Source organism: Cuniculiplasma thermophilum (assembly GCF_052315355.1).
GTDB lineage: Archaea > Thermoplasmatota > Thermoplasmata > Thermoplasmatales > Thermoplasmataceae > Cuniculiplasma.
On sequence record NZ_JBLSDF010000032.1, the window covers coordinates 1 to 19571 of the forward strand.

The following is a 19571-nucleotide window of genomic DNA, read 5'->3' on the forward strand; positions in this document are numbered from 1 at the left end:
AGCTGTTGTTGAAGGATTGAACAACAAGATCCGTACTGCATTCAAGCGTTCATATGGGTTCAAGGCACAGGAGTACAGGGATACGATCATATATCTGGTGGCAGGAGGATTGAGGTTACCCCCAGAATGTTAAAGAGATCCTTAATTCCTTTTGCCTTTCTCGATCAATTTCACTTCAGTTCTTTTCCCTTTTCCTATTCTTCCTCTTATGAAGTGCCTTACGTCGTAGAAGAATATGTTATCATATGGGCATGCCTCCACGCAGTCTCCTATGCCAACACATCTAGAATTTTTAAATTCCCCTCCTTTAATGAAACTTCCGGGTTGGGAGGATAGACCAACAGGGCAAGCTGTTGCACAATCTTTAGTTTTACATTCAATGCACTGATTTGAATTTTTAACCTTAAGTTTGAAAAATCCAAATTTTCCAATCCATCTGTTGAAATTACCCCAGTGGCAATATCCTGTATTAATGCATCCATAAGAGCCAAAATAGGGCATTGTGATGAACACAGCGTACCAGATTATGTCAAATAGGAAAATATATATGAAAACAAGAGGATCTGAGCCATACATTGTAAGATTCAGGTAACCAAAATTATCCATTAGTGAAATAACAGATGCAATTCCAAGGGATGCATACACAGTAAGCGATACGCCCCGGTATATTTTGTTCTCTCTTTCAGCAGGAATTGTTATTTTTTTGGCCAGATTTCCCTGTCTGTTGAATTTCTTCATAGAATCATAAAAGGTACCCTGATACATAAGAGGAGCAGTGCAAAAAACGGAACATAACTGTCTGGCACCAAAAAGAAGTGATAATATTCCGCTGATCAGATAGGTAAGCAACATAGGTATTATAAGAGCCGCTGCAAGTCCACCACCAGTTCCTATACCCATGCTCCATCCAATGAATGGATAGTCCTGGGGATTTGCGAGAACGAAGGATGGGAGCAAAATGGAGTAAACACCGTAGGCCATTATCATCAATGCCATTCTGACCCTGTTTTCAGGGTTCTTTGTCTTCATAATCTTGAGAACCACCAGTGATCCCATCTCAGCGCCCATCATTATTAAGAACCATGGTGATCCCGTTACTCCGCCTATAAAGACAACAGAGTTGAAAAGGAAGGCAAGCAGAATAGTGGGGCTTAAAGTGAATGGCGCAAGTCCCAGGCTCCCTATGAATGACGATGCTCCATAGTACTGGAAGTCAAAGGTTGCACCCATTGCAAATTCTGCAAGAAATATATTTAATAGGAACATTGTGGACCATTTTCTGTCTGCAAGCCAGTATACCTTACCATGACCTTCGAAATAGTTTTTCCTCAAAACGGCAGACAGATAAAGGGTCATTTCAATAACTATGGATATTCCAAGGACTATAAGATTTCCATATAACTGATATAACATTACACCGAGCATCATAAGGAAATAGGTGAAAATGATCCTGTTAAGATAGGCAGAGAAATTTTTTTCTGCATATTCCTTTCTGTAAAGATACTCAAAGAGAAGAATGAATAGTGCAGTCATTATGGAGCCACCAAGATAAACTGCCAAACCTTCCCATAAACCGTTAATTATTGCCGATGGAGTTAGAAACATAACTGCAGACTGAAAAGTTATGAACACAAGACCAATCCTGGTCTCATCTCTTAAGGAAAAAATGGCAGTAAGAAGCATTTCCAGAGACATTGGGAAGATGAACCAGTATGAAGTCAGAGGATAGAATACAACATTGAGAACGTTTCCGCCATAAAAGGCGATGAAACTTCTGCCCGAAACAATAGAAATAAAATCAAGGCTCATGAGAAATTCATCAAATATTGTAAAGATAACATAAATCCCCAAATTAACGCCTCTGGATGAAGAACCTTCAAGTGTCTTAACAAATTCAATCATGGGGTAGATTAATTCAATACCCATTATGGCCGATGAAAGAAGGATAACATCCTCTATGTTAAATGGCAAATAGCCAGAAAGATAAACGGCAGGGCCCAGAAGCATGCCATTCATCATGGAGAGAAAGATGTAAGAAATTATCTTCTTTATCTGATTATCAGCATTTCGCGCATAAACTATAATCCATGATGTGAAAATTCCCATTAAGGCTGCCAGAAAATAGAGTATTAAATTAACAGTTTCACTCGACATATTACAGTCACTCAGAGATTTTTGAATGGATATTAAAGGTTAATGTTCACATATAGGGTGAAATGGCATAGAGGGAAAACAGAGTCAGGGTAAGAACTGGCATACCAACAATAATTCCGGTTTTCATATAATCCCATGTGCTTATTTTAAAATCTCCCTTTTTCTCTATCATGTAGAGCCAAACAAGTGTGGCCAGCGAACCTATTGGAGTAAATTTTGGACCTATATCATTTCCTATTGCATTTGTTAACAATATGTTGCCGGTCAATTTAGCATGCTGCAGGGCAAGGTCACCCAGTAGTACAGAAGGTAAATTATTCATAATTGATGCAGTAAAGGCGAACAGATAACCTGTTAAAATATAGTTCAGGCCAAAGGGGTATTTCCATATTCTTAAAAGTACGTCAGAAACTATTGAAGTCAGGCCCGCATTGGCCATGGCAAAAACAACAATGTACATTCCTATGGAGAAGAATATTATCTGCCAAGGGGCCTCCTTTACAGGTTTTACATAACTTATCCTCCTTCCGTTTTTTGCAATAATTAAAAGTATTGCGGCTGCAGGCATTGAGATCAGTGCAACTGGTATCGAAAAATAACCGCCAACTGAATAAGAAATAATGAGGGTCACTATCACTGGAAAGAACAGCCTGAATATTCTTGGATCCTTAATCTCATTTGTATCAAATTCCACCTGGTCTTTAACACTTTTCGGTATGTCCTTTCTGAAAAAGAGATAGAGGAAAAGGAGACTGGAACCAACACTTACAAGGTCAGGAACCATCATAGTGTACATATATGGAAAGAAGTTTATGCCAAAATAGGTGGCTGCAATTATATTCACCAAATTGCTCACAAGCAAAGGTATACTTGCTGAATCCGCTATAAATCCGATTGCCATGATGTAGGCAAGGAGTGTTTTGCCTTTTAATCCTGCCCTGTAAAGGAGTGAAATAATTATGGGAGTCATCACAAGGGCAGTACCATCATTGGCAAAAACTGCTGAAATGAATGCTCCACCAAGTATTATGAATATGAAAAGTTTTATCCCGCTCCCCCTTGACAACTTCAGTAGCCTGACTGAGAGATATTGGAATACACCAGCCTCATCAAAAACCAGTGATATGATCACAACTGATACAAATGTAAGGGTGGCATTCCAGACTATGGAAATTACCCTTATTACATCCATCAGGGAGGTTAGTCCGGTAACCAGAGTCAGAGCTGCACCCAAAAGCGCAGAATACCCTATTCCGATATTTTTAGGCTTCCTTATCACAAGGAGCATTGAAAATATGAAAATAGAAATAGAAGCTATGAAATTAATTGTTTGAATTTGCAAGTTCCCGTACAAGTGATTCTATCCTGTCTCTTATCCTTTTAACTTCTTCCTTTGGCTTACCCTTTGGGTCGTCCAGTCCCCAGTCAACCATTTTCTTTTTCATGGAGGAGACGAGTGGAGCCGGACATGAATCTTCAACAGAACATCCCATTATAACCACAAGATCTGCATTGTCAACCATTTCCCTTGTCATCATCCTTGGTCTATGGTCGCTTATTGGTACACCAATTTCATTCATCACCTCCCGAACAACAGGATTAACTTCTGCAGAGGGAACTGTTCCTGCGCTTATGCAATCAATCCCATATTTCTTTCCAAAGGCCTCTGCCATCTTGCTTCTTCCAGCATTCTCAACGCATACAAAGAGGACCTTTCCTTTCATTTTGTCACCTCAATGATCCATTTATCCATGATATTTTTCTCGGCGTGATAGTAGATCCATTTTCCCTCTCTACGGCCTGAAATTAAACCAGCGTTTAACAGTACTTTCAAGGCTCCTGAGACTGTTGACTGTGGGAGTTCTGTAATCTCCTCTAACTGGCATACGCAGAGTTCTTCCCGAAGGAGAATTTCATAAATTCCCAATCTTATTTGATCTCCAAGAGCCTTGTGCACCAGGGTCTTCCTAGCATTCCCAGGATCAGAGAAAATTGATTTCAGATTTCGAAGCATGGAGTTATCAATTGTCTTACATTGATTCATATCATCATATCCGAATATGACGATATTATGTTTTTCCATATAAACTCTATATGTCACATAAAAGAAAAGACTGAAAAAACGCTGGGAGGGAGATTCGAACTCCCGAGCTACGAGAGCACAGGCTTTCCAGACCTGCGCCTTACCAGACTAGGCTACCCCAGCCTATCCGCTTAATTCTTATTTTGTATTTATCATTTTAGAATGATACTTGGGAGCTACCTGATACTTAATATGTGAGGTAAAGTATTTATTGTCCTGAAAGTTATAAGAAAAGCGTGTTAAATATGACAGAAATAAAAGTAAAAAAAATTCTATGTGCTTACGATTTTTCTGAGGAATCCAAAAAGGCCTTGGAAATGGCTTTTTTTCTCTCTGAATCCATTAAGGATTGTGAACTCTTGATTTTGAATGTGTACAGACCAATACCAACTCCTGTTGGAGACTTCACTGGTGCCACAGATTCTTTCCTTGATGATAATGAGAAGGCTATGGAAAACAACAGGAAAAAACTACACAGGGTAGTCGAAGAAATAAAGAAGGATCGCAATATAGAAAAGTGCAGTGGCGTGGTGGTAATGGGAAATCCAGTGGAAGAGATTCTTCACGTTATAGAAAAGGAAAAACCGGACCTTGTAATCATGGGAAACAAGAAGCACGGTTTTAAGAAGGGAATCATTCTTGGTTCCGTTTCTGAAAGAGTTTCCGCAAATTCACCCGTTTCGGTTCTCATTGCAAGATAGTAAAAACCCTTTAATTTCCATAAGTTTTTTATTATATATTTAAAAACGGTATTCGAAGCAATATTTCATTCCATTCTTTATTTCAATTCACACTAAATTGTTTTATTCAAATAATACAGAAGCAGAAGAAGTGATGATTTTTCCACGCCGGGGGGGAGATTCGAACTCCCGAGCTACGAGAGCAGCAGATCTCGAATCTGCCGCCTTACCAGGCTAGGCTACCCCGACATCAGAGTTTTTTATGCTCTTCCATCATGCATCTGTCCATAATTACTTTTATGCCGTTCTCTTCTGCGAGTTTCTTTCCCTCATCGCTCTTCACGCCTATTTGCATCCATATGGTTTTTGGCTTCACCCCTAGTGAATCCCTTACAATTTCAGGTACAGCCTCTGGCTTTCTAAAAATATCAACCACATCAATCCTGTGTTCCCTTCCAGCTTCACTCACTGTACTGTAAGACTTAATTCCATTCCATTTTTCTATGGACGGGTTTATGGGGATAACGTTGTAACCCTTGTCAATCAAATATTTTGCAACTCTGTAACTATCCCTGTCAGGTTTTTCACTTATTCCCACAACAGCTACATTTTTTTCATTCTTCAAAACGTCCCTTATCTTATCTTGCTCTTCCATAAATATTAAAGGATTAAAAGTTTAAAATTTTTGTGTTCAGGAAGTGATTTTATCAATCTCTTCCTTGGTAAGGATTCTGTAGATTCCATTGGAATGTATTGATGCTACTTCTGGTGTTCTCATCTCCGCGCCCTCTTCCAGAGATGCCTTCAGTGCGTTGAATCCAAGTTTTATGGCTCCGATTTCATCAAGGTCTTCCCTGTACTCTTTTTCAAAGAAGTTCAGAACCTGATCCCTTCCTGATCCAATTGCAGTAGCCTTGTATTCATTAATAACTCCCGAGGGATCGGAATCAAAGAGTCTTGGACCGACCTGGTCAACACCTGCGAATATTATGGAAACACCGTAAGGTCTAACTCCTCCGTACTGAGTATATTGTTGCATCTGATCAGCCACCTTTTTCACAAGGTTCTCCACATTCACAAGAGAACCGTAGGTTACCTTCTCCTGCTGTGTAACGATTCTCGCAAAATCTATAAGAACTCTTGCATCAGCACCTAGACCAGATGTAACGCATCCTACGTAATCATCAATTAACTGGATCTTCTCCATTGCATTTTGTTCCATCAGTTTGCTTCTCGGTCTTCTCTCAGACATAAGAAGAACTCCATCCTTATACTTCAATCCAAGTGCGGTAGAACCTCTCTTCACAGCTTCCCTTGCATATTCTACCTGAAACAGTCTCCCATCTGGTGAAAAAACTGTTATTGCTCTATCATAAGCCATTTGTCCCTGTTGCATTCAATCACCGTTATCCCTTAATCTCTCAGCATAATAAACCTTTTCTAATTTTTAATCAAATCTTTGCTTGCATAATCATTTTCCTGTCATAGATATAAGGAAAAATTGGGATCAATAGGGTTATTAGTCCATTATCGATCCAATTACATTGTTTCCTTACTGCAGTTCATGCAAGGGCACCAAAAATATGTGCGGTCTTGGGAGATGCCCCATACTTGACGAGATAAGACCAATGTTGCCTTTAAAGCCCATCATAAAGGGACATGTTGAAACGGAAACGCCTCCTGGGATATTTGTGGGAGAATATGGTTATCCATCAGTTTACGCTGGACCAACTGCATTATTTCAAAGAGATTTCTGGGATTACTCCAGAGACAAGTACAATCTTTCAATGGAGAAAATTATATCCATACATTCAAACGTGTACAGAACTGGTGAACGTGTTAATGTAAGAAAAATGGATGATAGAATAGAAAGAAATATTATGGAGAGTTCATCAACAATAAAGCCAATAGAAATATCCTTCGAAGGAAGAATGGTTGAAAGGCAGAATTACCGTGAAAATTTTTTTGAAACCCCAGTTGGTCCACTGGCAATGATGGAAAATCTGAAGATTCAGAGTAATCCAAAAATACCAAGAAAGGTTGACTATTTCTACGAGGATCCATACATAAAGGCAAATGAAGCATTATGGGACCTTTACGATTCAGGAATGGATGTATCATATCTTCAAAATGTCTTTTCTGCCGGAATAATCGGAGTTAAAAGGGAAAGAAGAATGGTACCAACAAAATGGTCAATTACAGCTGTTGATGACATTCTTTTTAAAAATATGAAAAATAAGCTAATACATTCCCCATGGGTAGATTCAATAGAGGTATATTCGGCCTCATTTCTTGGAAACGACTTTAATATCATTCTGATTCCGGGTGGCTTCTCCTTTGAAATGCTTGAAAAATGGAATAAGGGTTCCCTGTGGGGAGACGGTGGAGTTTCTCAGGAATATGAAGGAATAAGAAACAGAACAACCTATGCATCGTCCATAGCCGGGGCATATTATGCAGCAAGATATTCGGTGGTGAAACATCTATACGGATTAGGAAGACAGGGCAAAATTATTGTTATAAGATCAGTAGGAAGCCAGTACTACTCACCACTGGGAGTGTGGGTGATCAGAAGAACCACTGAGGAGGCATTGAAGAGCAGGCCGATTAAATTCCAGACCACTGAGGAAATGCTTAGGAATTTTATTCCCTTCATAAAGGATGCCTTTTCAAGGTCAAAAATAATAAGGGAGTCCATATTTCAGAAAAGTTTGGAGGATTTTTAAAATGCTGGAGAGAGTTTTTGACAATCATTTTCATTTAAATTATTATGGTGATTTCATAGAAAGTGCAAAGAAATATAAAAAAGCAGGAGGGACTGCAATTAATCTTACAAATTTACCGGACTATTCCATACCTGTTTCGTCCTATTATGAAACTGTTTATCAGCGAACAATATCCATGGCCGAAAGAATAAGGAAAGAGGTGGGTATTGACGTTATAGTGACAATAGGTCCATACCCTCTGGACTTAATGAATCTGTCAAAGAACATTCAAACATCCAGTGAACTGGTCAGGGAGGGAATCATAAGGGCTGCAAGGCTTTGTGATATGGGTAAGGCAAATGCCATAGGTGAAATAGGAAGGCCCCATTTTCAGGTTGATCAAGCAATTGTTGAAAAATCAAACGAATTGCTTGATTTTGCCTTTTCACTGTGCAAGGATTCAGGAGTTCCCGCAATTCTTCACACAGAGGATCTTGACAGTGCATCTCTTCATGAACTTGAGAAGAGAATAAAAAGTTCAGGTATGAAAGACGGAATGGTGGTTAAACATCATGCAAAGCCTGAAAATCTTGGGGAAGATAGCATCGTAAAGATGTCCATACCTGCGACAAGGGGAGATATTCGTAAGGCCATAGAATCAGGGAGATATTTCCTGATGGAAACAGACTTCATAGATAATCCTGAAAAACCCAATATGTATCTTCCATTGGACTCAGTTCCCAACAGAGCCACATGGATCAGCCAGGAGTATGGGGAAAGAGGTTCGGAAATACTGGAATGGGCGTTTGTAAAACTTCCGGATCAGTTGTTTGGTGAGGAAAACTTCAATTGAATAACGAGTCTCTTAAATAGTTTTATAAAGACGAATTTTCCATGACTGATCCTTTTATGTGCTAAAATGTATATGACCCTCAATGACTCTAACGGTAGCTGAAATAGACAGGATTTCAAGGGAAATCAGGGATTATTACCGTCAGGAGTCAGCAACGGTTCAAATACAGAAGATAAGGGGGAATTTCTATGAACAGGTCAAGGATGCGATGGAGTCTCTGGAAGAAATGGCCAGATCAAATATTTCACCGGATACAATAGACCTGTATAGAAAAATAATGGACAAAAAGGACATGATAGAGAAAAATCTCCGTAATTTTTTGTTAAAGAGATATGAAAAGATTCTGAGGGATTCACTCTTTGAGATTGGTTCCACAGTGCTTGAGAAATTAACACCGGAGGAAAAAATCTTCATAATGAATATGCACAATCAGATGCAAGATGTTCTTGAGGGTATAATAAAGCCATCTAGAGTAAAAGAAGCATCCATGGAAGGGATTGTTTCAGAGAAATACGAAGAGCCATCAGTTGCTCATGAAGAGACCAAGGAAGAAAAGGGAGAAGATATAAGGGCAATGAGTGAACCCATGGTTCCAGTCTCAGTAACTGTCGATTTTCTTCCCATAGCAACCTCTGCAGGTGATTTTTACCTTCACAGAAATGATATAGTATATCTACCGGAAAAGGCAGCCGAAATTATCACCTCAAGATCATACGGAAGACGTGTCTTAATTTAATTTATGAAAGTATTGATTTGAAAAGTAGGAGATTACCAACTCATAAACAAAATGATTTCATTCAATTAATTTTGAAACGTGATGAAAACAGATCTTAATATTTTACTTAATGAAAATAAAAATATGTGTTTTTAAGGAATTAAAATAGTTTGCTTACTTCTTTCTTATGAAATAAGCTACACCAATTATTACAACCGCTGCAACAACTATTGCACCTATGGTTATGTCAAGGCCAAGGGAACCGTTGCTGCCCGTGCTGACAGGTGTGCTGGTAGTGTATGGTGTTGTGCTGATCTCCACTGTATGGTTTGAGAAGTGGGGTATGTGTAGCACAACAACATCACCTGAGCTTTCAGCGTAGACTGCGTAAGATGCGTTTGTTGAACTTGTCACATTAAGTATATCATTCATTGATGTAACCGAAACAATCTGACCGTCGAATTTAAGGTAGACATGGGTTGAGCCGTTAAGGAACTGGTTGGACAGGAATATTATCACATCAGTACCTGTATGATGGCCGGCAGTTGCAGAGAATGTAAGCGTTACCTTACCATGGGTTATCTGTGTTACCTTTGATTGAACCGTTGAATTGAATCCAACTGTGAAGTTTCCAAAGTCAGTTGATCCGTTGATTATCATCTGAGCTGCGATCTTTCCCTTTGCAATTGCATCCTGCAATGCTACTCTGTATTTTCCGAGGTTGCTGAGGCCTGGAGGTGAAACGAAGTGTATCATAGCGGTAGATGTGGTGTTCAATTTAATTGTGTTTCCCGTTACATTGAGATTTCCACCGTTTATGAGAAGATATTCAGTTACGTTGTTTGGTGTAACTATCCTGACAGCCCCAGTTCCGCTTGAGAACTTGTGATCAAAACCGAAAACGGCTTTTGCCTGAACATCAGAGTTTGATGAAACTGCTGAGGCGTTAATCTGGATATTGGTATTTCTTGTTGCAAAGAATGTGACATTGGAACCGGAAGGTGCAACTATTGTGGCTGTGCTGTTATCTATGACAAGTGTTCCCTGTGCTACCGGGTTATCGTGGAAAGTTACTATAAAGCTGGAGTTTGCATAGAGGAATATTGATCCGTATGTCTCCACACTCCCAAGGTCGAAGTTGGGAATATTTACTCCCTGGCCTATGCTTCCATTTCCCACTACACTTAGGGATGATATAATTTCATCCATTGATCCTGATCTTTTGACCTTAAGATCAGTAAGGGTGTTTGTGGTTGTGTTGAAGTTAAATTCTACGTTCCTTCCAGTTACATTGCCAGTTGTGGCATTATAGCTGAACTTCTCTGCAATCTTGTCTTTTTCATATTTCTGTATCATATTTGCAAGATTTCCTGATGTTACGAATACTGAAATCAATGGCATATATGCCATAATTTTACTGGACGTGTTCTGGGTTATTGTGAGAGTCTGCCCGGAGTTTGAAACCGTAACAATACCATCGGTTATGAAAAATCCACTGAAGTTTCCATTCTGTATTATATACTCACTCATCTTGATTCCAAGCATCGTATCCAGACTGAGACCTCCTAGCGTGGAACTTGAGGAAGACTTTACCTGAAAATTTGCATCAATTTTCTTTGCTTTCTCATTGAGGTTAACCTTCATATTTGCAGCGCTTGTGAGAGATCCATATGTGACAAGCGATACGGCCCTTGGCATTTTGTTTCCAAAGACAAGAACCTTTCCGTTATCAAAGGTGAATTGGCTACCGCTTATCATACCTGAAGTTGCAGGTGCTGATCCATTTATGTATATGGAATCGCTTATGACAACGTTCCCGGAGGAAGTCTGGTAACTAACATTATTTACAAACCCTGAGGTGCTATTATATGAGAGGGTGAAGTTATCAACTGTCTTCACTGAAAGTGAAGACGAAGCTGAAACTCCGGCATCAGAAAATGCAAATGCCCCGCCACTCATGAGTAGCACCGTAACCGCTATTATGGCAATTATCGTTTTACTCATAAGTGAAAGATTGTAGTATATATTAACTAAATTTTGGTACAATAGAATGGTACGCAATTTTCCTTTATTTATCAGGTTCTTACATTAACAACTACCTTAATTAGGCTGAAAAATATACGAAAATGAGGGGAAAGCCCGAGGGCAGCTTACGCTCGAAAGAGTGAGGAAAGTCCCCCCTCCTGAGATGGGTGCCATTGGACTCTAGGTCCATTTTCCGAGAGGGAAGGCAACGGTAAAAGAAATGATACGCTCCTCCTTTAAGGATGATTCCGAAGGGATGACGTTTTGGAGGGTGGCGATGGGACAACCGCCCTGGCTGGAGAAAGTCCAAACGGGCCCTGTGAGGCCATCCGGAGGGCCGGGTAGGACGCAGCCCCTTCGGGGGCGAAAGTTGAATGCTGCCAACCTGAAGATTCAGGTGAACAGAAGGGGGCTTACTCCGGGCATTCCCCTTTTAGGAAATTATTTTTACATCTTTCTATTATGTATAATCATGTCTGAAAAAATGTGCGACGTAAAGGATTGCAAAAATGAAAGTTACCAGACTGTTCCGGCAGATCTGGCCTCAAAGGTATTCACTTTTGATTCAAAACTTACCAAGGTACATCTATGCAGGGAACATTATAAGAAGTACAAAAAGGAGACCAAAAAAGAGAGAGAGGTCAGGAGAGCTGACTGGGTCTGAATTCGGAAAAAGTGGATGTTGTCATAACTGTTCTCAATGAGGCAGCTAATATAGAGAATTTATTAAATTCCCTCCTGTCTCAAACCTATCCATGCGGTATTATAGTTGTGGATGGTGGGAGTACGGACGGTACAGCTGAAATCGTTGAAAAATTCCTTCAAAAGGGAGTTACCTTAAAGAGAAAAAGATGCAGCAGAGGTGAAGGGAGAAATATAGGAGTTTCCCTTTCGGATGCACCCTATATACTGTTCACTGATGGTGATGCAAGACCCGATTCAAAATGGGTCCAGTGTATGGTCGAAAATCTCAAGGAATATGATCTTGTGTGTGGTTTTACGAAAAACGTGGGTAAAAAAACCTACGGATCACTTGATCGGGTTAAAATATTCTATAGAGGGTTTGAGGTGACGCTCCCATCCATGAATATGGGTCTGAGAAGAGATGTTTTTCTCAGGGTTGGAGGTTTTGATCCTACCTTTGTGACGGCAGAGGATATTGATTTAAACATACGAATCCTGAGGGAGAATTACAGGGCAATAGAATGCAGGGAATGCATGGTAACTCATAATTCCAGGAGCAGTTTCAGGGGATTCATAAGACAGGGTTTCTGGAATGGTTATGGTCGACAACAGCTCAAGAGAAAGAACAAATCCATATGGAAAGAACTTGATCGAAGTTATTTTTCCTTTAAGGATATATCATTCATGTGGATTATAAGAAATATGGCAGGAATTCTGGGGTACGGTGAGGCATTCATGAGATCGCTCACTAAACAGCATCATCTTTAAGGAGCTCATTGAGTTTTGAGCCTCTGTCATACCTGAGAAGGATTGTACCAACAACTATTATAAAGAGCCAGGCACCAAGGGAGAATGCCCTGCCAAAGGAGTAGTTATTAAACTGTACATGGCCCGTAAGTGCAGCAGGGCTTATGGGTGGGAGTGCAACTATTCCTGATAATAAATAGACTATCAGATTGAAAAGAGTAAACAGAATGGATGGTAGATACCAGATTCTCAACCCAAGAAGGAATACTATCCCTATAACTATGAAAGCAGAAACCTCAATCTCAAGCCAGAATGTAACAAGTGGGTATGTTGCAGGAGATGCATAAAGATGGGCAGCTGCATCGATGAGAGAAAAAGCCATAACAAGGAATCTAACGATCTTAACAGGTGTATAGCCTCCCGTCAAAGATTTGAGTAAGCCATCAAAGTTTTTTGCATTCATGTTAAGTGAAATTTATTATCATATAATAATCCTTAACATTTGTAAATTCTGATTTATCTCAGCACAATCTGGTTTCCAAAAAAATTTGAATATGAGACAATCTTTGCATATATTTTGTATGAAAGAAATTTGCATTATAATAGATCACTTCTTTACAAAGTGAAATCTGAGCTGGTTGCTCCTTGGAAATTCTCTTTCAAATATTTTTCCGGATATCTTCTTAACCTCTTTCTCATCAAGCTCGTATACCTGGTTTGAATATCCAACTTCTTTTAGTATGAAGAGACCGTCGGGTCTCCTTGTGAGTTCGATCCATCTATCTTTTTTATAGTTCTCAACCTTGAAAATTGTATTTTCGTCAACAAATCTTACCCTTTCTTCAAAAATTTTTGCCGCATTTCTAGCCTTTACCCAGTAGGTTCCAGCCATGTGTGGTAAGTTGTTCATTCATAATTAATCATTTCCTATTTTAAGAGATACCATAAATTCAATCCATACGCCAAGAAATGAGGAATATTACAGGAAGAACATTTCACAAAAACTATAGCGTTTCTGATCTTCAAACCAGGTAAAATTTTTCAGGTAGCCTACCTGCGGAATGAAATAGCCAGAATGATGATCCCGGCAATTGTTATTATTACTCCCGGTATGTAGTTATGACTTATTTCATAAATTCCACCAAGAAATATGAAGCCTCCTGCAAGCGTTACCTCTATCCTGTTTCTTTTCACAGGTGCCTCTTCCTGTTCAGATTCAAGTTTTCTTCTCAGCAGTGGTAATATGGAAACTCCAGCCTCAATTGATCTTATGGACTCTTCTGCAAACATTTCAATCTGCCTTGTATAGAGTTCCTTATAAAGGCCCTCATCGTAAAATAGTTTCTTCAGAACCTTCACAAATTTGAAGTCCGGATCAAGATTAAGGCATATCCCTTCCAGCAGGGAGCTCATTCTCATGTAAAGAACAAGGGAGGTGGGAAGTCTGAAAGGGAACTCGAATACAACTCCATTGGCAATCTCAAGCAATTCTCTTATTTCACTATCTTCGGCTCTCTTTCCAGTCAGCCCTGACATGGCAATCTCAACACTTCGTCTTATCACACCCCTGTTCGCTGCTGGAGAAAGTGCCTTGACCCCTATGAGAGCATCAATCATCTGGTCAATATCGCCACGGGTCATGGCATCGTACAGGGATAGAAGGTAGTATCTTGTATTGGAATCAAGATCACCAACCATTCCAAAGTCGTAAAGCACAATTGTTCCGTCGTCAAGCACAGAAATATTTCCTGGATGTGGATCTGCATGGAATATGTCGTCTCTGAGGAGCATTCTTATAAAGGAGGTATCCAGGTCATAGGCAAGCTTTGAAACATCCAGATTCTTCTCAAGCAATCTCTTCCGATCAGTTATCTTTGTTCCAGGGATATATTCCATCACAAGAACCCTCGATGTTGAGACTTCATCAAATATCCTTGGGATTCTTATGCGTTCCCTCCCCTCAATATTTTTCTGGATTCTTCTTGCATTGGATGCCTCTTTTCGATAGTCAAGCTCGTCAAATACCCTTCTCCTGAAATCCTTAAGCACATTTGATATGCTGAGGTATAGGAAATTTTCTATCCTTCCTCGAGCAAATTTGAGGATTCTGTCCAGAATTATTATGTCTCTTTTAATTATGTATTCTGCGTCAGGTCTGTTGACTTTTACCGCTACCTTCTGACCTCTGTAGGTGGCAGTATATACCTGTCCAAGGGATGCTCCGGATATAGCTTCCTTATTGAAATCCTGAAAAATATTTTCATAATCCCCCACATCTTCCCTGAGTATTGGTTCCACCTCTTCAAAGGGTGCAGGTGGAACGCTGTCCTGAAGAAGTTCAAAGGACTTGACATATTCCTTTGGAAGAAGATCTGGTCTTGCGGAAAGAACCTGACCTAACTTTATAAAGGTGGGTCCAAGGGATATAAACCGCTCCACTGCAATTCTTCCATTTCTCTCCCTTCTGTAACTCCAAGAATCACTGCCTTCCTTCCTTGCCTCCTTTCTGTCTTTCAGAAATCTCCTGAACGGTGAATAAAGTCTGAAAAATATTTGAATTTCCCTTCGTCTGATCCCAGAGGCAATGTCCTTTCCCATTCCATTTGGGATTATGTCAAATTGCTTAAACCTTTATCTTTTACTAATTGGACTATTATAGGCTTACCAGTAGTCCCTGTTCACAATATCATCGTAAAGCTCAGAAATACTGTTCTTTCTCTTAAGCTCGCTCTGGGCAATATTCTGAAGCATGGTTTTTATGTCAGGATCATCATATTCTTCACTCAAAATCTGGGCTATCTTGTATATCTGATCTGACTTATTTATGGTCCATGCCAGTATTGTTCTTGGGTCATCGGAAATCATCTTTTCATCCTGGGAAATCATATGGTCGAGAACCTCATAGTCCTCTGCCACTCCTGATCTTCTTGCGTAATGAATATTTGGGGACACCTCTGCGTTTTCAAGAATATTTATATCTCTCTCCTCCAGGCCAATAAGCTCGTTGATAATCTGAATTGTGTGATCAAGTTTGCTTTTACCTCTTATCTTCTCATATTTTTTAATTGACTCCCTTTTAATGCTTATCACTTTTTGGATAAGTTTTTCCATTATCTCCTCAGAAGGTTTCCCTGAGATCGTATCCTTACCTTCCACCATGATTTTCAATTGGAACAATATTATTTAAATTTTTCTTGATATTTCAAAATTATTTATTTGCTAACATATGTCACAGGTAATTTATATAGTTTCAGTTAAATGAAATTTTTAAGAACTATTTTGAAACCTATTAATCGTTGAAAGTAATGGGGAAATATGAATGTTTCACCATCAATAATATCAAGCAAGTTAGAGTTTCTTCACGATGAAGTATCAAGGTCAGTTAAGGCTGGAGCCTCATCCTTTCATCTGGATATAATGGACGGTAACTTTGTCCCAAACCTCACCATGGGTCCTGATCTCATAAGTGCGGTGAGAAGATCGACAGATCTAGAACTGGATGCCCATATGATGATTCTAAATCCTGAGAAATACTGGAAAGTCTTTTCAAAGGCAGGATGTGATCTCTTTTACTTTCACTATGAAACACCTTTTAATTTTAAAAAGGTCAGGGAAGAAATAAGGAATGAAAAGAAGGGAATGGGTTTGGTGATCAATCCAGATACTCCACCTGAAATGATCCTGGATTTTTTGCCTGAAATCGATAAAATTCTTGTAATGAGTGTATATCCAGGATTCTCTGGTCAGAAATTCATTCCAAAATCACTTGAAAAGATAAGTTATCTGAGGAAGTACATTGATGAAAATGGGCTTTCATGTAAAATAGAGGTGGATGGGGGAATAGATGTAAACACTGGTGCAGAGGTAAAGAAAAGTGGCGCTGATATAATAGTTTCTGCATCCTACATATATGGCGGAATAATAGAGGAAAGAATCGGAAACCTTCTTATGCTATAGGATCAAATTTCATAATCTATTATGACTCTCCCCTTTCGTCCCTTTGCAAAGTGAATCAGTGCATCCGGGAGTTCATCAAATGGAAATACTCTGTCCACACCAATTCTGATCTGGTGGTATTTCATCATATGGAGTATTTCCATAACTTCATTAAGAGAACCTCCTGTGGAGCCAATAATCGTCTTCTCCTTAGTGTAAAGGTCCGGAATATTTGTAATACCCTCCCTTCCAGTGAGAACCCCAAAGGTAACAATTCTCCCTGTTAGGGATGTGTGTTTCAGTGAATCTTCCCACGTCTCCTTTCCTAGGGGATTTATCACCACATCGGCTGTAAAATTATCAGGAACTCCATTTCTTGGAAAAACTTCCAGTGCACCATATGTTGAAGTTTCAGGACTATTTGAAACTGCATACACATCGAGCCCCATCAGGTTTCCAAACTGCATCCCAAGTATTCCTGTGTTTCCTGAAGCCCCATATATGAGAAGTTTTTCACCTGCCCTGGCACCTGCTCTCCTCAAGGCATGATATGGTGTCAGGGCTGCAATTGGTATGGAAACAGCCTGTATATCCGTAACGTATTCGGGTATGGGCACAAGATTTTTCTCCTCAATCCTTACCTCCTCCGTAAAGGCCCCATTGGTCATAACTCCCCATATACCACCGTTCAGGCAAAGATATTCCCTGCCTTCCCTGCACATCCTGCACGTTGAATCATATATTCTGTTGTATATGATTACCCTCTGGCCCTTCTTCATATTTTTTCCGTCCTCAAGAAGTTCCCCTATTGCTTCCGATCCTGCTATATGGGGAAGTGGATTGAGTCCATACACAATATTCCCTGCGATCACATTGTAATCAAGGGGATTGAGTGCTGCCTTTAAAATTCTCACCTTAAGTCCGCTACCATATATTTTATCTTCATCGATCTTTTTGAGATTTTCAATTCCCGGTTTTTCGAAAACGTATGATTTCATTGGTAATAATTGATAAAACCTTTAATTTACTTTTTGAAAGACACTTCTCCTTAAATAACCGTTTTCAGAATTTAAATTATAAAATGTGTATAATCAGGATTAAAATGAATCCTATAACGCATTCATTCAGAATCTATACCAAAAATGGAATTTAATTAAAATCTATTTCAGATAATGGTGATGGATATGATACCACTCCATCATCCTTTTACTCTTTTATCCCGCCACTCATTATTTTTACGTATTCCTCTTCAGAAAGTTTTCCAGTTTTCATTACAAGGTCCTTTATGGATTTATGAGTTTCCAATGCTTCCCTTACTATCTTCGCAACAGTATCATAACCTAGATATGGGTTGAGAAGAGCGGCTGATCCGAAACTTTTCGAAAGATGCTCTCTGCAGGCCTCCTCATTCGCCTTTATTCCATCAATAAGTAACGTTCTGAACATTTTCATGCCGTTTGTCATTATTTCAAGGGATCTGGAAAGTTCATAATCAATATTTGGCATCATCACATTAAGTTCAAACTGACCTGCCTGAACCGACATATTAAGTGCACTCTGGGCTCCAACAACGGAGTGGCATATCATGTTCATGGCCTCTGCTATGGATGGGTTAATCTTTCCAGGCATTATTGATGATCCCTGCTGTACTGCCGGAATGAATATTTCATGTATCCCAGTTCCTGGACCTGAATACATTAGCCTTGAATCATTGGATATCTTATTTATATCAAGGGCATTGTTCGTTATGGCGGCCTGAAGTCTTGCAAAATCGGATTGAAATTCCATAATTCCCGGCAGGTTTTCGCTAGGCCTAAAGTTAAATCCAGTGAATTTTGCAATTTCTGAAACAACCTCTTTCTGATATCCGGGGGGTGTGTTTATTCCTGTTCCTGTTGCAGTTCCACCTATGTTAAGTTCCAGGATAAATTCCATTGCATTCTCAAAATCCTTGAGATTCTTTTTAAGAGTGTACGCATAAGCTGAGAATTCCATACCAAGAGTTACTGGTGCAGCATCCTGAAGGTGTGTCCTTCCAGGTTTCTTAACGTTCTTAAATTCTTCAGCCTTCTTTTCCATTGATTTAATAAGCAATTTCAGTTCGTCCATATATCTCTGACCCTTGTATGTGGCACTGATCCTCATCATAGTGGGGTAAGAATCATTGGTAGACTGGCTCATGTTGACGTGGTCATTGGGATGTATAAATGCGTAATCACCTTTCTTTCTCCCAGCCAGTTCGAGGGCAACATTTGCAATTACCTCATTTGTGTTCATATTGAAGGAAGTACCGGCACCGGCCTGGTACACATCAATAACAAACTGATCGTGAAATTTTCCTCCAATTATCTCATCGGAAGCCCTTACAATAAGATCTTTTCTTTCATCTGAAAGGGCCTTTAGCCTGTTGTTCGCAATCGCTGCGGATCTCTTAACTATTGTCATTGCCCTTATATGATCGGAATCCTCAACAATTCCCGAAATCTGAAAGTTATTCTTTGCCCTTATGGTGTTCACACCATAATACACATTATCGTCCAGTTCAACCTCACCAAGCACATCCTTTTCTATTCTTGTCATTTTTGAGTATTTCCTGAATTTATAAAAATAATTGGAGCTTTATTAAGACATACCGGGTCGAAGGAATTAAAATTGCTATTCTGCATTTAAATGCCGTTAATGAAGAGAAGATGTTTCAGATAATTGTTCCTTTGCAACTGATTTTACTGGAATTCCCTGAAATATCCCTATCTCATGCTATTACTGATTATTTTTTAATGCCTGCATAATATAATTGGATCTCTTTAACATTCTGGGGATACCCTCAATCCTCCTGCCACCAGATATAAGATCGTATCCCTGTATTCCTGTGCCTTAAAACCATATGAACGCTTGAATGCAGTACGTATCTTGTTGTTCAATCCTTCAACAACAGCTGAATTTATTCCAGATTTTATGGCCTCAAGGATGCCCTTGAGATGTCTCTTTA

At 39.4% G+C, this 19571-nt stretch carries 21 protein-coding genes, 2 tRNA genes, 1 other RNA gene and 1 pseudogene; 9 read left to right on the forward strand and 16 right to left on the reverse strand.

Annotated features, from left to right (window positions below):
- Positions 1–133: pseudogene (locus ACNF42_RS06485) on the forward strand (ISL3 family transposase); the annotation flags it as partial.
- Between the two features lie 8 nt (positions 134–141).
- Here the strand turns inward: ACNF42_RS06485 and ACNF42_RS06490 are convergent.
- The 5 genes from ACNF42_RS06490 to ACNF42_RS06510 all read right to left on the reverse strand — a co-directional run bounded on the left by ACNF42_RS06490 (position 142) and on the right by ACNF42_RS06510 (position 4360).
- Positions 142–2154 carry a 4Fe-4S binding protein gene (locus ACNF42_RS06490; RefSeq protein ID WP_443339914.1) on the reverse strand — a complete coding sequence of 671 codons (2013 nt, stop codon included), beginning with the start codon at positions 2152–2154 and terminating at the stop codon, positions 142–144.
- 46 nt (positions 2155–2200) lie between these two features.
- Complete coding sequence (gene arsB / locus ACNF42_RS06495) at positions 2201–3508, reverse strand: arsenical efflux pump membrane protein ArsB (protein WP_443339915.1); 1308 nt, start codon at positions 3506–3508, stop codon at positions 2201–2203.
- Entirely contained in the window at positions 3477–3878 is a 402-nt protein-coding gene (locus ACNF42_RS06500) for an arsenate-mycothiol transferase ArsC (RefSeq protein ID WP_443339916.1), read from the reverse strand. The genes arsB and ACNF42_RS06500 overlap by 32 nt, the downstream gene beginning before the upstream one ends.
- The gene (locus ACNF42_RS06505; protein ID WP_443339917.1) at positions 3875–4198 is read right to left on the reverse strand and encodes an ArsR/SmtB family transcription factor; all 324 of its coding nucleotides are present in this window, start codon (positions 4196–4198) and stop codon (positions 3875–3877) included. Before ACNF42_RS06505 ends, ACNF42_RS06500 begins: the two co-directional genes overlap by 4 nt.
- A gap of 79 nt (positions 4199–4277) precedes the next feature.
- A tRNA-Ser gene (locus ACNF42_RS06510) sits at positions 4278–4360 on the reverse strand.
- 122 nt (positions 4361–4482) lie between these two features.
- Here ACNF42_RS06510 and ACNF42_RS06515 point away from each other — a divergent pair.
- Positions 4483–4938: a universal stress protein gene (locus ACNF42_RS06515; RefSeq protein WP_443339918.1), complete on the forward strand. Its 456-nt coding sequence runs from the start codon at positions 4483–4485 to the stop codon at positions 4936–4938.
- A gap of 145 nt (positions 4939–5083) precedes the next feature.
- Here ACNF42_RS06515 and ACNF42_RS06520 read toward each other — a convergent pair.
- From ACNF42_RS06520 to psmA, 3 genes are all read right to left on the reverse strand, one after another.
- A tRNA-Ser gene (locus ACNF42_RS06520) sits at positions 5084–5166 on the reverse strand.
- A 1-nt stretch (position 5167) separates the two neighbouring features.
- Positions 5168–5572: a CoA-binding protein gene (locus tag ACNF42_RS06525; protein ID WP_443339919.1), complete on the reverse strand. Its 405-nt coding sequence runs from the start codon at positions 5570–5572 to the stop codon at positions 5168–5170.
- Positions 5573–5608: 36 nt separating this feature from the next.
- Entirely contained in the window at positions 5609–6313 is a 705-nt protein-coding gene (gene psmA, locus ACNF42_RS06530) for an archaeal proteasome endopeptidase complex subunit alpha (RefSeq protein WP_443339920.1), read from the reverse strand.
- Positions 6314–6461: 148 nt separating this feature from the next.
- Here psmA and ACNF42_RS06535 point away from each other — a divergent pair, with 148 nt between their 5' ends.
- The 3 genes from ACNF42_RS06535 (at position 6462) to ACNF42_RS06545 (ending at position 9211) form a co-directional block, all read left to right on the forward strand.
- The gene (locus ACNF42_RS06535) at positions 6462–7643 is read left to right on the forward strand and encodes an Nre C-terminal domain-containing protein (RefSeq protein WP_443339922.1); all 1182 of its coding nucleotides are present in this window, start codon (positions 6462–6464) and stop codon (positions 7641–7643) included.
- 1 nt (position 7644) lies between these two features.
- Positions 7645–8475: a TatD family hydrolase gene (locus tag ACNF42_RS06540; RefSeq protein ID WP_443339924.1), complete on the forward strand. Its 831-nt coding sequence runs from the start codon at positions 7645–7647 to the stop codon at positions 8473–8475.
- 82 nt (positions 8476–8557) lie between these two features.
- Entirely contained in the window at positions 8558–9211 is a 654-nt protein-coding gene (locus tag ACNF42_RS06545; protein ID WP_443339926.1) for a hypothetical protein, read from the forward strand.
- A 153-nt stretch (positions 9212–9364) separates the two neighbouring features.
- On the opposite strand, the gene ACNF42_RS06550 is transcribed toward ACNF42_RS06545, so the two are convergent.
- Positions 9365–11194 (reverse strand): hypothetical protein, encoded by a 1830-nt coding sequence (locus ACNF42_RS06550; RefSeq protein WP_443339928.1) that lies wholly within the window; start codon positions 11192–11194, stop codon positions 9365–9367.
- A 129-nt stretch (positions 11195–11323) separates the two neighbouring features.
- On the opposite strand from ACNF42_RS06550, the gene rnpB reads away from it, so the two are divergent.
- The 3 genes from rnpB (at position 11324) to ACNF42_RS06565 (ending at position 12667) form a co-directional block, all read left to right on the forward strand.
- Positions 11324–11643, forward strand: an RNA gene (rnpB, locus tag ACNF42_RS06555) — RNase P RNA component.
- A gap of 44 nt (positions 11644–11687) precedes the next feature.
- The gene (locus ACNF42_RS06560; RefSeq protein WP_443339930.1) at positions 11688–11879 is read left to right on the forward strand and encodes a hypothetical protein; all 192 of its coding nucleotides are present in this window, start codon (positions 11688–11690) and stop codon (positions 11877–11879) included.
- Positions 11880–11890: 11 nt separating this feature from the next.
- A complete protein-coding gene (locus ACNF42_RS06565; protein WP_443339932.1) occupies positions 11891–12667 on the forward strand; it encodes a glycosyltransferase in 777 nt (258 codons plus the stop codon).
- Here ACNF42_RS06565 and ACNF42_RS06570 read toward each other — a convergent pair.
- The 4 genes from ACNF42_RS06570 to ACNF42_RS06585 form a co-directional block, all read right to left on the reverse strand.
- Positions 12648–13109 carry a hypothetical protein gene (locus tag ACNF42_RS06570; protein WP_443339934.1) on the reverse strand — a complete coding sequence of 154 codons (462 nt, stop codon included), beginning with the start codon at positions 13107–13109 and terminating at the stop codon, positions 12648–12650. The genes ACNF42_RS06565 and ACNF42_RS06570 overlap by 20 nt on opposite strands.
- 144 nt (positions 13110–13253) lie before the next feature.
- Positions 13254–13538 carry a hypothetical protein gene (locus ACNF42_RS06575; protein ID WP_443339936.1) on the reverse strand — a complete coding sequence of 95 codons (285 nt, stop codon included), beginning with the start codon at positions 13536–13538 and terminating at the stop codon, positions 13254–13256.
- 158 nt (positions 13539–13696) lie between these two features.
- Entirely contained in the window at positions 13697–15244 is a 1548-nt protein-coding gene (locus ACNF42_RS06580; protein WP_443339938.1) for an ABC1 kinase family protein, read from the reverse strand.
- A gap of 63 nt (positions 15245–15307) precedes the next feature.
- On the reverse strand, positions 15308–15805 hold the full coding sequence (locus ACNF42_RS06585; RefSeq protein ID WP_443339940.1) for a hypothetical protein: 498 nt from the start codon (positions 15803–15805) through the stop codon (positions 15308–15310).
- A 156-nt stretch (positions 15806–15961) separates the two neighbouring features.
- Here ACNF42_RS06585 and rpe point away from each other — a divergent pair, with 156 nt between their 5' ends.
- Entirely contained in the window at positions 15962–16603 is a 642-nt protein-coding gene (rpe, locus tag ACNF42_RS06590; RefSeq protein ID WP_443339942.1) for a ribulose-phosphate 3-epimerase, read from the forward strand.
- A 2-nt stretch (positions 16604–16605) separates the two neighbouring features.
- Here the strand turns inward: rpe and ACNF42_RS06595 are convergent, their stop codons facing one another.
- The 3 genes from ACNF42_RS06595 to ACNF42_RS06605 form a co-directional block, all read right to left on the reverse strand.
- The gene (locus tag ACNF42_RS06595; protein ID WP_443339944.1) at positions 16606–17580 is read right to left on the reverse strand and encodes an alcohol dehydrogenase catalytic domain-containing protein; all 975 of its coding nucleotides are present in this window, start codon (positions 17578–17580) and stop codon (positions 16606–16608) included.
- Between the two features lie 208 nt (positions 17581–17788).
- Entirely contained in the window at positions 17789–19162 is a 1374-nt protein-coding gene (locus ACNF42_RS06600) for an aspartate ammonia-lyase (protein WP_443339946.1), read from the reverse strand.
- A 224-nt stretch (positions 19163–19386) separates the two neighbouring features.
- On the reverse strand, positions 19387–19571 hold a 185-nt coding region (locus tag ACNF42_RS06605; RefSeq protein WP_443339947.1), incomplete at its 5' end, for a transposase.